At 60.3% G+C, this 12,438-nt stretch carries 15 protein-coding genes; 12 read left to right on the top strand and 3 right to left on the bottom strand.

Annotated elements, in window-relative coordinates:
• The first annotated feature begins 36 nt into the window (after nt 1-36).
• The 11 genes from O8W32_04870 (at nt 37) to O8W32_04820 (ending at nt 9,243) form a co-directional block, all read left to right on the top strand.
• Nucleotides 37-1,344: an AAA family ATPase gene (locus tag O8W32_04870; GenBank protein ID WII08507.1), complete on the top strand. Its 1,308-nt coding sequence runs from the start codon at nt 37-39 to the stop codon at nt 1,342-1,344.
• Nucleotides 1,345-1,416: 72 nt separating this feature from the next.
• The gene (locus tag O8W32_04865) at nt 1,417-1,815 is read left to right on the top strand and encodes a 30S ribosomal protein S6e (protein ID WII08506.1); all 399 of its coding nucleotides are present in this window, start codon (nt 1,417-1,419) and stop codon (nt 1,813-1,815) included.
• Entirely contained in the window at nt 1,812-3,053 is a 1,242-nt protein-coding gene (locus tag O8W32_04860; GenBank protein WII08505.1) for a translation initiation factor IF-2 subunit gamma, read from the top strand. The genes O8W32_04865 and O8W32_04860 overlap by 4 nt, the downstream gene beginning before the upstream one ends.
• 4 nt (nt 3,054-3,057) lie before the next feature.
• Entirely contained in the window at nt 3,058-3,414 is a 357-nt protein-coding gene (locus tag O8W32_04855; GenBank protein ID WII08504.1) for a twitching motility protein PilT, read from the top strand.
• A gap of 210 nt (nt 3,415-3,624) precedes the next feature.
• The gene (locus O8W32_04850; GenBank protein WII08503.1) at nt 3,625-4,890 is read left to right on the top strand and encodes a DUF4143 domain-containing protein; all 1,266 of its coding nucleotides are present in this window, start codon (nt 3,625-3,627) and stop codon (nt 4,888-4,890) included.
• Nucleotides 4,891-5,307: 417 nt separating this feature from the next.
• Nucleotides 5,308-5,850, top strand: coding sequence for a hypothetical protein (locus tag O8W32_04845; GenBank protein WII08502.1), 543 nt, complete (start codon nt 5,308-5,310; stop codon nt 5,848-5,850).
• Nucleotides 5,837-6,445, top strand: coding sequence for a hypothetical protein (locus O8W32_04840; protein WII08501.1), 609 nt, complete (start codon nt 5,837-5,839; stop codon nt 6,443-6,445). The genes O8W32_04845 and O8W32_04840 overlap by 14 nt, the downstream gene beginning before the upstream one ends.
• Nucleotides 6,381-6,779 carry a PQQ-binding-like beta-propeller repeat protein gene (locus O8W32_04835; GenBank protein ID WII10045.1) on the top strand — a complete coding sequence of 133 codons (399 nt, stop codon included), beginning with the start codon at nt 6,381-6,383 and terminating at the stop codon, nt 6,777-6,779. Before O8W32_04840 ends, O8W32_04835 begins: the two co-directional genes overlap by 65 nt.
• A gap of 142 nt (nt 6,780-6,921) precedes the next feature.
• Nucleotides 6,922-7,926 (top strand): iron ABC transporter permease, encoded by a 1,005-nt coding sequence (locus O8W32_04830; protein ID WII08500.1) that lies wholly within the window; start codon nt 6,922-6,924, stop codon nt 7,924-7,926.
• The gene (locus O8W32_04825) at nt 7,919-8,737 is read left to right on the top strand and encodes an ABC transporter ATP-binding protein (GenBank protein ID WII08499.1); all 819 of its coding nucleotides are present in this window, start codon (nt 7,919-7,921) and stop codon (nt 8,735-8,737) included. The genes O8W32_04830 and O8W32_04825 overlap by 8 nt, the downstream gene beginning before the upstream one ends.
• Before the next feature lie 125 nt (nt 8,738-8,862).
• Nucleotides 8,863-9,243 carry an SdpI family protein gene (locus O8W32_04820; protein WII08498.1) on the top strand — a complete coding sequence of 127 codons (381 nt, stop codon included), beginning with the start codon at nt 8,863-8,865 and terminating at the stop codon, nt 9,241-9,243.
• A gap of 45 nt (nt 9,244-9,288) precedes the next feature.
• On the opposite strand, the gene O8W32_04815 is transcribed toward O8W32_04820, so the two are convergent.
• Both O8W32_04815 and O8W32_04810 read right to left on the bottom strand, forming a co-directional pair.
• Nucleotides 9,289-10,146, bottom strand: a complete 858-nt coding sequence (locus O8W32_04815; GenBank protein WII08497.1) for a DUF2099 family protein — start codon at nt 10,144-10,146, stop codon at nt 9,289-9,291.
• A gap of 5 nt (nt 10,147-10,151) precedes the next feature.
• Nucleotides 10,152-10,637, bottom strand: coding sequence for a peptidylprolyl isomerase (locus O8W32_04810; GenBank protein WII08496.1), 486 nt, complete (start codon nt 10,635-10,637; stop codon nt 10,152-10,154).
• Between the two features lie 91 nt (nt 10,638-10,728).
• Here O8W32_04810 and O8W32_04805 point away from each other — a divergent pair, with 91 nt between their 5' ends.
• Complete coding sequence (locus tag O8W32_04805) at nt 10,729-11,346, top strand: hypothetical protein (protein ID WII08495.1); 618 nt, start codon at nt 10,729-10,731, stop codon at nt 11,344-11,346.
• Here the strand turns inward: O8W32_04805 and O8W32_04800 are convergent.
• The gene (locus O8W32_04800) at nt 11,333-12,430 is read right to left on the bottom strand and encodes a prephenate dehydrogenase (protein WII08494.1); all 1,098 of its coding nucleotides are present in this window, start codon (nt 12,428-12,430) and stop codon (nt 11,333-11,335) included. The two genes, O8W32_04805 and O8W32_04800, sit on opposite strands and share 14 nt — an antisense overlap.
• Between the last annotated feature and the right edge of the window lie 8 nt (nt 12,431-12,438).

Raw genomic sequence — 12,438 nt, 5'->3', positions numbered from 1 at the left:
CTCTCTCCACCATTCCGGCGGAAAATCTACAGAGAAATGCTCGAATGGAAGAGAGGGTGGTCCGGCAGATACGCGCTTCTCATCGAGGGTGCCCGCCGTGTAGGCAAGACCACAATCGTCAAAGAGTTCGCTGCGAGAGAGTATGAGAACTCCATATACATCGATTTCAATAATCCGCCGGAACAGATAATCCCGCTGTTCGAGCATAATTCAGGCAATCTCGACCGCTTTCTGTCGTACCTCGGCGCTCTTTACAAGGTGGAGATGCACGAGCGCCGGACGCTCATAATCTTCGACGAGGTCCAGAACTATCCGAAAGCAAGGGCGCTTATCAAATATCTCGTGGAGGACGGCCGTTATGATTACATCGAGACCGGCTCCCTGATATCTCTGCGGAAGAATGTCGAAAATATCACGATACCCTCCGAGGAGATGCGTATCGAGATGTATCCGATGGACTTCGAGGAGTTCTGCTGGGCCGGGGGTGACGAGACGACCGTGCCGTTCATCAGGAAGCATTTTGAAGAAATGGTTCCTCTGGCCCCTCTTCACGGGGAGATGATGGAACGCTATCGGACGTATATGCTGGTCGGAGGGATGCCGCAGGCGGTAGCCGAATACTGGAACACTAAGGATTTTAGCAATGTGGAGAAGGTGAAGAGACAAATCCTGGCTCTTTATCGCGAGGACATGGGGAAGATTCCCGTGGGGAACGGGACGAAGGCGCGTATGATATTCGATCACATACCCTCTATGCTGTCGTTCCATAGGAAGACATTTAGTCCCTCTCGTGTTAAGAAAGGTTCCAAGAGGAATGCCTATGCCGACAGCGTCTCCTGGCTTGAGGAAGCGAAGATATGCAACATCTGCTACGTGTGCGCGGATCCCGACACGATGCTTAACCTTACCCGCGGGGACGAATTCAAATGCTACCTTCTTGACACCGGGCTCCTGGTCACCCTGGAGATCGAGGAAAGATCGAGCTCGGGCATTTATTCATCATTCATCGGCGGCGATCTGTCGATCAACAGCGGGATGTTCTTCGAGAACATGGTGGCGCAGGAACTGAGATGCTCCGGGCACAACCTGTTCTATCACGAGTTCTATCCTTCCCCCTGTAGCAAGAAGCCCTACGAAGTGGATTTCATTCTCCCCGCCGATTCGGGAGGAATCGTCCCCATAGAAGTCAAGTCCGGGAGGATATCGGCGAGGCATGCCTCTCTGGATGCCTTCGTGTCGAAGTACCAGGAAAGGGTACGCCGGTCATACGTGGTCCACTCACGCGATCTCCGCGTCGACGGGGATATCGTGTACATCCCGATCTACATGTCCATGTTCCTTTGAAGAGAGGCTTGTTTCATTTAAGAAATATTTATAATCCAAGCACCGATGGGTCGTTCACACAAAGGTGTTCAAATGGCTGAATTCAAAGTCGTTCTCAACGATGTGAAGACCGGCAAATCCTACAACGTTGCCGTGTCGGGAAACTACGCGAACTCCCTTGATGGCAAGAACATCGGGGAAGTCGTCGACGGTATCTTCGTGGGCCTCCCCGGATACAAAGTGAAGATCACCGGAGGTTCCGACAAGACCGGGACCCCCATGAGGGCAGACCTGCCCGGCAAGAAGAGGACCATGCTCCTCCTCGCCGACGGCAAGGGGTTCCACGAGAAATACCCCGGGCAGAGGAAGCGCGTCGCCGCCCGCGGCTCCGCCATCTCCTCTGAGATCGTGCAGATCAACATGATCGTCGCCGAGTACGGACCCAAGCCCGTCGAGGAGCTTCTCGCGCCCAGCGAGAAGAAGGAAGAATGAAGGTCCCCAAGCAGCCCGAGATCAACATCGGGATGATCGGCCACGTCGACCACGGGAAGACGACCCTCACCAAGGCGCTTTCCGGCGAGTGGACCGACCGCCATTCCGAGGAGATCAAGAGGGGCATCTCCATCCGCCTCGGCTATGCCGATGTCGCGTTCTACAAGTGCCCGAACTGCCAGGGAGCGGCCGCGTACAGCACCAAGAAGAAGTGCCCTGTGTGCGGCGCGGACACTGAGTTCCTGAGGGCGGTCTCCTTCGTGGACGCTCCGGGGCACGAGACCCTGATGGCCACCATGCTCTCGGGCGCCGCCCTGATGGACGGGGCCCTGCTCCTGGTCGCCGCCAACGAGCACTGCCCCCAGCCCCAGACCAGGGAGCACCTCATGGCGCTCTCGATCATCGGCATCGACAAGATCGTCATCGTCCAGAACAAGATCGACATCGTCACCCGCGAGCAGGCGATGCAGAACTACAGGGAGATCAAGGAGTTCGTCAAAGGCACCGTCGCCGAGAACGCCCCCATCGTCCCTGTGTCCGCCAACCGCGGCGTGAACATCGACCTCCTGATCGAGGCCATCGAGAAGACCATCGTCTCGAAGGTGAAGAGGGATCCAGATGCGGACCCCATCATGTACGTCGCGAGGTCGTTCGACATCAACTCCCCCGGTACCGTGCCCGAGGACATCAAGGGCGGCGTCATCGGCGGCACCCTCGTCCAGGGGAAGCTGAAGATCGGCGATGAGATCGAGATCGTCCCCGGCAGGCGCGTCGTCGCCCCCGACAAGAAGGTCACCTACGAGAAGATCATCGCGAAGATCGTCTCCCTCGAGGCCGGCGAGAGGGCGGTCAAGTCCGTCGTCCCCGGAGGCCTCATCGCCCTCGGGACCGAGCTCGACCCGTCCATCACCAAATCGGACGGCCTCACCGGCAAGGTCATCGGGTTCCCCGGCAAGACCCCCAAGGTGGTCAGCTCCTTCACGATGAAGATCACCCTGATGGACCGCGTCGTCGGCGCCGCCGACGAGCTCAACGTCGACGAGATCAAGAGCAGCGAGCCGCTGATGCTGAGCGTCGGCATCGCCACCACCGTCGGCGTCGTCAGGAGCGCCCGCAAGGGCGAGGCCGACGTCGTCCTCAAACTCCCCGTCTGCATCCTGCCGGGCCAGAGGGTCGCCATCTCAAGGAGGATCTCCAACAAGTGGCGCCTCATCGGCTACGGCGTGATCGAACAGTGAGCCGATGCAGACCGTAGTGCTGGACACCAATGCCCTGCTGATGCCGTTCGAGATCGGCATCAACCTCGATGCCGAGGTGTCCGGCCTCCTCGGGGACGTCCGTTTCGTCGTCCCCGGGCCTTTGGTGGGCGAGCTCAAGCACCTCGACAGCAAGTGGGCGAAGGCGGCCCTGGCGCTGGCGAGGTCCAGGGAGATCGTGCCCTCGGAGGCGCACGGGGACGATTCCGTCCTCGAGGTCGCCCAGAGGGAGCATGCCTACATCCTCACCAACGACAAGGAGCTCCGGCGCCGCGCCAGGAAGCTTCTCATCCCCCTGATCTACCTGAGGTCGGGGACCCATCTCGTCCTCGAGACCTACTGAACGGGCCCGGCACATTTTGCATCTTATCATTTTGCTCAGTTCCGAGCATTGCTGAGGTTTTTCATGACCGAGCATTACTGTTTTCCTTGATCTGGGCATCTCATAGGCATCGAATTCATCGCAAAAACACCGCAGAAAATACCACAAAATAACCGCAGAGAATACAGCAAATTACCGCAATCAATATACTGGCTATGCATGGGGGAATTCGTGCCTGAAAAGTATCTCCGCAGGGTCATCGATGAACGTTTCGAAAACCAGCTGAATGCTTTCGGAGCCATCTGCCTCAGAGGGCCGAAATGGTGCGGCAAGACCACCACCGCATCGAGATATGCGAAGAGCAGGATCCTGATGCAGGGCAAGGATGCCAAGGCATATCTGAAGGCGGCAGATACCGATCTCTCCCTGATTCTCGACGGGCCGACCCCAAGGTTGATCGATGAATGGCAGGAGTATCCGCAAATCTGGGATTCTGTCCGTTATGAAGTGGACGAACGGAACGACGTGGGTCAGTTCATACTCACCGGATCCAGTGCTCCCAAGGAAGGTTCAATGAAGCACAGCGGTGCCGGCAGATTCGGGTTCCTGGATATGTATCCTATGAGCCTTTTCGAATCAGGAGAATCCAACGGGACCGTGTCCCTCAGGGACCTGTTCTCCGGAACGGCCGATCTCAGAGGAGCAACCACAGAACTCACGGTTAGGAAACTGGCAGAATGCATCTGCCGCGGAGGATGGCCTGCCAACCTCGGTCTCAGCCAAGAAATATGCAGAGACAGAATGGCAGGTTATCTGAAAGAGATCTTCGAAGGAGAGGATTTCAGCACGGGCAGATACAACAAGGATGTGCATCTTGCCGAAAGCATAATCCGGTCGTATTCCAGGAACATCTGCACCATGGCCTCTCTTCAGGCGATATACAGAGATGTTCAGAATGCCGGAATCGCCCTCTCCGATGACAGATTCCATGCGCACATCAAGGCCCTGAGGAACGCTTACCTGATCTCCGATGTTCCTGCCTGGAATCCGGCAATCAGATCGAAATCGGCCATCAGAGCGTCGGAAAAGAGAAACCTGACGGATCCGTCGATCGCAGCCTATTATCTGGGTATAACGCCGGACAACTTCATCGAGGATTTCAACACTTTCGGATTCCTCTTCGAAAGCATGTGCATACGCGACCTCAAGGTATATTCATCCGCCCTCAGGGGGGATATCAGCTATTATCATGACCGGTACGGCCTCGAAGCCGATGCCGTGATACATCTGGACGACGGGCGCTATGCTCTTGCAGAAGTGAAGCTTGGCAGCAGGGAGATAGACGAGGGCGCCATGCACCTGTGCAGGATCGAGGAACTCGTCAGAGAGAAAGGCTTGAAGCTTCCGAGCTTCAAGATGGTGCTGACCGGCGGTAATCAGGCCTATATGCGCTCAGACGGTGTTGCGGTGGTCCCTATAGGCTGCCTCCGCGACTGACGGCGCTCCGCTATCGGCGGGGCCCCGGTCGGAGCCTCATTTCAGTTTGATGCAGAGGTCGGATACGATCCTGTTAAAACCATCATCATCGTTTTTCGCGTATTCTTCTCTCCATGGTTCAGTCAATAAATTCCAGATCTCTGCAGGATTGCGCAGAGCGTTCTGTTTCAGCGCGAACGGCTTGATGATGGCGCACATAGAGCCAATTAATTCTGATTTCCGTGCAGAGAATTGAACCATCGGGAGCATCTATGCGGGCCTTGACAAAAGAAAGAGAGCTTGAATGCCCATCACTCTCAATCCCTCGCCTTTATCTAAACGGCTTCGACGATGATGCGATCGGGCAGATGTCGGGCATTCGCATTGGCGGCCGTCCGAGAGATAAGTTACATATCGGCTTGCGTTATGTTGGAATATATGTCCAACTCAGATGCTCCCGTTTCCGAGGGGTCCCTGTCCCGTTCCGAGATAGGTGCGGACGGCATCTGCGTATGCCCTTACTGCGGCAGGCGCTTCGCAGCCGTTCAAGCCCCTGCGCGGCGCACATGCCTTCGCTGCGGGCACAGATGGGAGAGCCGGGGTCCGGAGCCGAAGAAATGCCCCAAATGCGGATCCTATTCTTGGAATGTCCCTGCGGAGAGATGCGTCTGCCGCGTCTGCGGATACGAATGGGAGCCCCGCAGGCAGGGAGGCCCGGTGAAATGCCCCAGATGCAAATCGGAGCGGTGGAATATCGGGCCGCCGCCGGGGGTCCCGGCCGAGGCCGGCATCTGGAGCGATGAGACGGTGGACCGCTGGATCGAGAAGCGCTATCTCAGGGGCGAGGGCTGCATCGACATCGCTTGCGAGACCGGGCGCCCTCTGTTCAAAGTGATGTCCGTCGTGCGCTCTCGCTTCGGGGAAGACGTATGGAGGTTCCGCTCGGACTCTGGGAGGAGCGGCGCAGATGCTGATCATTGAAACGGTGAAGAAGGGGGCATCGGCCCGTTTCGATGATTCGGACGTCATAGGGCTCCTGAAGATGATATGGAACGGCAGGGCCGTCAGCCGTTCGGAGGCGTGCGCAACCCTGGAGATAGGTGAGGGGAGCATGCGCAGGCTCGTCGAGCTGATGAGGAGTTACGGGCTCGTGGATGTCGGGAGGTTCGGGATATCCATAAGGCCTGCAGGCCGGAACATGGTCGATGCCATGGGGATCCGTTTCGCAGATGTGTCCGCCCCGGGGTGCGTCATCGGGGGATACTCTTTCTCGCTGATCGTCTCGGGGGCCGCCGGGAGGGTCGGCAGCGGGACCGCCCAGCGCGACGCAGGCATCCGTTCGGGAGGTTCGGGATGCACCACTTGGATAATGCGCGGCGGAAGGCTCCTGATGGCCCCCGAATGGGACGTCGATGCGAACGACCCGCGGTCGGCAGCCGCCATCCGGGGCTCTGTATCCATGGCGGAAGGGGACGTCCGTGGAACTGACCGGGCAGATCTGCTGCTTCGACATGGACGGGAAGGTCGTATGGTCGTCTATTTCATCTCTAGTCAAGGGGGCCCTTACCCTGGCTGATGGCGTCGTTTACGCCACAGACTACTCAGCGGGTTCCTTCTGGCCTACAGGCGGAGGTGTGGCTGCTTACTCCGCTGACACCGGAGAGAGACTGTGGAAGATGCAGCTTTCCCCGTATTCGGATGACTCGTATTCCATGGATTCGGTAACGGTCATCGACGGGAAGCTCTACGTGGGCAACGACTACGGGGCGATTTACTGCATCTCCGAAGTGGCGGGGCGGGCCTGGGGCGACGAAGGCCATGTCGAGATGGAGAACGGCCTGGATTGGACGTGGGGAGTGCTGGCGGTTGCGGCCGCGGTCTGCATCCTATTCCTGATCAAGTTCTATTGAAGGTGAAAGGTGATGTTCGTTTGAGCGGAGAGAAAAAAGGCAGGCGTCTGCGCGAAGGTTACGAAGGGCTCCTGCACCTGATGACCAAGCGCGACGATGAGAGCGAGATAAAGCGCAAGAAGAGGCGGTCGCGGTCATCGTCATGTTCGGCATAGCCATGTCGGTCATAGCCTTCCTGATCTCCATATCCATCTCCTCCGGAGGGATAATCTCTGTCGGCGATGCGGTCTCCGCCCTCATCTCCTCGGTCCAGAAGCACGGGGAGGACCTCGATACCACCGAGCTCTACATCTACCAGGCCAGGCTCCCGAGGGCCATCGCGGCCATAGCCGTGGGCTCGGGTCTGTCCATCGCCGGATGCATGTACCAGGCGCTGATACGCAACCCCCTGGTGGACCCCTACATAACCGGCGTGTCCTCGGGAGCCGGATGCCTGGCGATAGCCATCGTGGCATTGGAGATATCGGTCTCGTTCCTTCCCAACAGCAACCTTTACCTGATACCCATCGCGGCCATCGTCGGAGGGATCGCGGCCTTCGGCATAACCATGCTGGTGGCCGAGGGGGCGGGAGGCTCCGCCACCAATTACATCCTCGCCGGGACCATAGTCGGGTTCGCCTTCTCCTCTTTCCAGACCATCTTCCTGTCCCTGGGGCAGGACAACATCACCAACGCCATGTGGTGGCTGTTCGGGTCGTTCGCCAACATCACCTGGGAGAACGCTTGGCTGGTGTTCATCCCGGTGATGGGCGTGTCGTTGATATCCATGCTGTGGGCCCGCGAGTTCAACCTCTTCATGATGGGGGAGGACCAGGCCAAGCAGCTGGGCCTCAACGTGAAGAGGTTCAAGCGCTGCATGATGGTGATCGCATCGGTTCTCACCGCCCTCTGCGTGGCCTTCTGCGGGATCATCGGGTTCGTCGGGCTCGTCATCCCCCATGCCTGCAGGATGGCACTGGGGAGCGACCATCGTCTCATCATGCCGGCGTCGATAGTCCTGGGCGCGATGCTGATGCTGTTCGCGGACCTGATAGCCAGGACGGTGCTCTCGCCCATCGAGCTGCCCGTCGGGGCCATCACGGCCATGATCGGGACGCCGATATTCGCGTACATGCTGATGACCAAGGGGCGCAGTTACAATGGATGAGGACAGCGGCAGATACTGGGAGGGCGACCTGCTCAAGATAGAGGGGCTGTGCATGGATTTCGGCGACTTCAGGGCGCTGGACAACATCAACTTCAGTCTCGGCAAAGGCCGCCTGGTGGGCCTCATCGGGCCCAACGGGTGCGGGAAATCGACCATGATGAAGTGCATCTGCAAGATCAACCAGATGACCTCCGGCACCATAACCATCGACGGCAACGACGTGGGCTCCATGCACCCGTCGGAGATCGCCAAGCTGGTGGCGTCCGTCCCGGCGGAGGCCGGGCAGACCTTCGGCATGTCGGTGATGGACATGGTCATGCTGGGGCGCTATCCCTTCGTGGACCGCCTGTGGTGGGAGACCGAGGAGGATGAGGCCAAGGTGAGGGAGGCGCTCAGGACCTTCGGGCTCGACGATCTCCGCCGCAACCAGGTGAGCAAGCTCTCGTCCGGGGAGCGCCAGAGGGCGCTCATAGCCAAAGCGTACGTCCAGGAGCCGAAGCTCATGCTGGTGGACGAGCCGACCTCGCACCTCGACATGAAGTACAAGCTGGACGTGATGGAATATCTTCAGTCCATGGCGCGCACGGACATGACCGTCATGGTGGCGGAGCACGACATCTCCCTGATGGCGCGCTACTGCGACGTCTGCATCATCATGAAGAAGGGCAGGATCATGACCATCGGGGACCCGAAGAAGGTCATCACCCCGCAGCTCATCCGCGATGTCTACGAGGTCGATGCCCGCGTCGGTCTCGACGAGGACGGGGAGATATACGTGCTGCCCAAGAGGTACATCGGCGCGAAACTGTAAGGCGGAAATCCGTGCCGGCAGGGATCTGGGTCTTTCGGCGGCCCGGTCCTTCCGGGCGTCCGTCCTGCATGATCCTGTTCCCGCCGAGATGGCGCGGTTTTATAATCATACTCCGATGCGAATGCATGAGCCCTTTCTGGTGGTTCGCGCTTTTCATAGCGGTCCTCACGCCCTGCATCATGGCCGCCCTCGGGCATTTCCTGGCGGCCCATCCGCCCAAAGAGCCCAATCACTTCTTCGGCTACCGCACGCGGCGCTCCATGAGGACGATCGAATCCTGGAAGTTCGCCCAGGTGTACTCCGGGAATAAGATGGAGTGGCTGGGTCTCGTCATGCTGCTTCCGGCCACGGTCTCGATGATCCCGGTGATGGACTCCGACGAGTACGGGATATCCATGATGATGCTGGCCGTCGTGATCGCCGAATCCGTTGCCCTGATGGTGCCTATCTTCCTGACCGAGAAGGCGCTGAAGGAGAAGTTCGGCGATCCGCCGAAGAAGAAATGAGGCCCGGCGCCTGAGGGCACCGGGCGGAAGGATGGGGTTTTCCGGTCACTCGTCGCCGGACAGCAGGTCGGCGTTGAGGAGCGGGCGGGGCTCGTCCAGGGGCCCGCCGTCATACGGCTTCCTGCCCAGGGACGCGAGCTTGTCGATAACCAGCTTCTTCCCGATGTCGGTGACGCCGTAGATCTCGACCTTGTTGCCGGCGACGACTATGTCGCGGCTGCCGGCCTCTTTGCGGATCGGGGCGCTGGCACATGCGGTCACGAGGTCGCAGTTGTCGAAGTACAGCTGTGCGCCCTTGGGCCCTATGGCACTGCTGTGGACGGCCGCCACAACCGCCCTGTCCCCGTATCTCTTCCTGATGGCCGCTGCATCGTGGGGGTTGGCCACGGTGACGGCGAACTTCCCGTACCGGGCGGCGGCCATGTCGGCCCCTCTGAGCGGGTCGATGGTGCAGCCTTCCGGGTCCAGGATGTTCTCCCTCCCGACCGCATCCTGCACGACCTTCAGGGGGGAGGTCTCGACCAGGCCGGAGATCCTCCCGCAGAGCCCCTGGAGGAGCTCTGGGTCGGTGACGACGGCGGTACCCGCCCCGTCGCAGGCGATGACCGCGGCGTCGATGCTGCCGGCGGCCAGAGCGGCCGAGAGGATCTCGGAGATCCCGAACGTCACGTAGTCGCCGTCGCGCACCTTCCTGTTCTCGGTGCACAGGCCGAACTCGCGGATCCTCGATTCCACGTTCTCCTTCACGGCCTCGGGGGTGATGCGGTCGAGGTTGCGGAACTTCTTGAAGAGGGGGCAGTAATCAAGCTTCGGTTCGCTGACCGATACGACCTTCCCGTCCTCGATCACGACCCTGGTAAGTCCCAGGGCCTGGAACACGTGGCGGTCCTTGCCGGCGGCCATGGCGATCAGTCCTCGATGACCTCTGCCTTCTCGATGACGACGTCCCTGAGGGGCCTGTCGTTCATGTCGGTGGGGACTTTCTGGATCTTCAGGACGACCTCCATCCCCTCTACGACCTTCCCGAAGACGGGGTGGGCGTAGGGGGTGCTGGGGTTCTCCTTGTCCAGGTAGCCGTTGTCGTTGGTGTTGATGAAGAACTGGCTCCCTCCGGTGTGGGGGCGGCCGGTGTTCGCCATGGAGACGTACCCGGGCTGGTTGGAATGCCCGTGGCCGAACTCATCCTCGATGGTGTATCCCGGGCCGCCCATGCCGGTTCCCTCGGGGTCCCCGCCCTGGATCATGAAGTCGTTTATGACCCTGTGGAAGATGGTGCCGTCGTAGAAGCCCTGTTTCGCGAGCTTCACGAAGTTGCCGGTGGTGATCGGCATGTCCTCGTGCATCTGGATCTTGATGTCTCCCATGTTCGTGTGCAGAACGACATATGTTGCCATGCTCGGCGAATCGGTGTGGATGGTATAAAGAGGAATGGGAGAGGGAGAACCCTATATGCTCCCTGTCCATATCTCGTTGCGAGTGATCGGAATGTCGGAAGTCTCGGATGCCGTCGGGAGGATGGACGCCGCCGCTGCCGTGAAGGTCGCGGAGGGCATGGGCAGGGATGAAGCGGAGGCGGAGGTGCGCGAGGCCGTGTTCAGGGCCGAGAAGGGGTACACCGCCGGGAAGACGGTCTTCCCCAAGCTCATGGGCACCGTGAAGACCGCCTACGAGGTGCGCGAGGCGCTGGGCATACCCAGGCCGGACCTGGGCAAGGCGGTCGTCGCCACCCTGGACATCCACACCGAGGGCAGGAACCTGATGGCTCTCCTCCTGGGCATCGAAGGATTCGAGACAGACATCGTCGAGGAGGGCATGATGCCGGACGACATCGCCGCCCGCTGCAGGCAGGACGGGGTCACGGCCTGCGTGGTGTCCGGGGAGTTCGCCTCCATAGACACCAAGATGAGGGCGGTGGACAGCGAGCTCAGGAAACTGGGCATCAGGGACCGCATCGTGTTCTGCTGTGGAGGCCAGCCGGTCTCGGAGGAAGGGGCTAAAAGGGCCGGCGCGGATGTTTTCGACCAGAACGGCGCCGAATCGGTCAGGAAGCTGAGGGACGCGGTCCTCGCACGCAGGGCGCGACGGGGCCTCATCCTACGGTGACGGCGTACCCGTAGCCCTTCAGGATGCCGGAGGCCTTCTCCACATCCCTCTCGCTGTGGAGCTCTATCCTCAGCGATCCGGTCTCGAACTCGCGGTTGTGGACGATGCCGACGTTCTTGACGTCGATCGATGCAGAGGCCAGCATAGTCAGCACCACCGCCAGGGCCCCCGGCCTGTCCGGGATCTCCACATGGATGGCATTGTCCGTCTTGATGGGGCCCGCCGAGGCGGACGGGAAGGTCTCCCGGTAACGCCTGGCACTGTCGAACATCGCCCTCAGCCCCTCCCTGTCGCGGGCGTCTATGAGGCGTTTCGCTCCCTCCAGGTCGCTGATGTAGAGGGACAGCAGGCGCGATATGTTCTCCGAGTTCTCGGCGCATATGCTCTGCCACATCTCCGGCGACGAGGACGAGATCCTCGTGATGTCCTTGAAGCCGCCGGCGGCGACCGTCCGCATCCGGCCGTCGTCCGAGTCGGAGTCCTTCACCAGGTTCACCAGCGCCGCGGAGATAACGTGGGGGAGGTGGCTGACCGCCGCCGTCACCGTGTCATGCTCCTCCGGGTCCATCACCATCGGGATGGCGCCCATGGAGGCGACCAGGGAGCGGAAGCGCTCCAGGTCCTCCGGGGAGGTCTCGGGCGTGGGCGTGATGATGTAGTAGGCGTTCTCCAGGAGCAGCGCCTTGGAGTTCCTGTAGCCGGTCCTCTCGCTGCCCGCCATCGGGTGCCCGCCGATGAAACGATCAGACAGGCCCAGCTCTCCGATCCTGCGGTGCATGCGGGCCTTGACGCTGCCGACGTCGGTGAGGATGCAGCCGGGCTTCATGAACGGGGCGACCTGCGCCGCCAGCTCCATGTTGGTGCTGACGGGGGCGCACAGGAAGATCATGTCGCAGTCCGAGTAGCGGGAGTCGATGCCCGAGAGGAGGATGTCCACCGTCCCGTCCTTGTACGCCTCGGCGAGGGACTCGGCATCCCTGTCGTAGGCCATGACGACGGTGCCCGGATCGGCCTTCTTCAGCGCGCGTGCGACCGAGCCTCCGATAAGACCCAGTCCGATGAATCCTACAGTCAGGGAGCCCATAGCGTGCT

The organism is Methanomassiliicoccales archaeon LGM-DZ1, from assembly GCA_030168595.1.
Classification (GTDB): Archaea; Thermoplasmatota; Thermoplasmata; order Methanomassiliicoccales; family Methanomethylophilaceae; genus Methanomethylophilus.
Note: the sequence above shows the minus strand (reverse complement) of the source record. Positions and strands in the feature narration are given on the sequence as shown.

Bases quoted from the DNA above. Each gene is read 5' to 3' on its own strand.
- O8W32_04815 (WII08497.1), bottom strand. From the start codon at position 10,146: ATGGCCGCCGGCAAGGACCGCCACGTGTTCCAGGCCCTGGGACTTACC.
- O8W32_04805 (WII08495.1), top strand. From the start codon at position 10,729: ATGTCGGAAGTCTCGGATGCCGTCGGGAGGATGGACGCCGCCGCTGCC.
- O8W32_04825 (WII08499.1), top strand. From the start codon at position 7,919: ATGGATGAGGACAGCGGCAGATACTGGGAGGGCGACCTGCTCAAGATA.
- O8W32_04830 (WII08500.1), top strand. From the start codon at position 6,922: ATGTTCGGCATAGCCATGTCGGTCATAGCCTTCCTGATCTCCATATCC.
- O8W32_04870 (WII08507.1), top strand. From the start codon at position 37: ATGCTCGAATGGAAGAGAGGGTGGTCCGGCAGATACGCGCTTCTCATC.
- O8W32_04855 (WII08504.1), top strand. From the start codon at position 3,058: ATGCAGACCGTAGTGCTGGACACCAATGCCCTGCTGATGCCGTTCGAG.
- O8W32_04845 (WII08502.1), top strand. From the start codon at position 5,308: ATGTCCAACTCAGATGCTCCCGTTTCCGAGGGGTCCCTGTCCCGTTCC.
- O8W32_04810 (WII08496.1), bottom strand. From the start codon at position 10,637: ATGGCAACATATGTCGTTCTGCACACGAACATGGGAGACATCAAGATC.
- O8W32_04800 (WII08494.1), bottom strand. From the start codon at position 12,430: ATGGGCTCCCTGACTGTAGGATTCATCGGACTGGGTCTTATCGGAGGC.
- O8W32_04865 (WII08506.1), top strand. From the start codon at position 1,417: ATGGCTGAATTCAAAGTCGTTCTCAACGATGTGAAGACCGGCAAATCC.
- O8W32_04820 (WII08498.1), top strand. From the start codon at position 8,863: ATGAGCCCTTTCTGGTGGTTCGCGCTTTTCATAGCGGTCCTCACGCCC.
- O8W32_04840 (WII08501.1), top strand. From the start codon at position 5,837: ATGCTGATCATTGAAACGGTGAAGAAGGGGGCATCGGCCCGTTTCGAT.
- O8W32_04835 (WII10045.1), top strand. From the start codon at position 6,381: ATGGACGGGAAGGTCGTATGGTCGTCTATTTCATCTCTAGTCAAGGGG.
- O8W32_04860 (WII08505.1), top strand. From the start codon at position 1,812: ATGAAGGTCCCCAAGCAGCCCGAGATCAACATCGGGATGATCGGCCAC.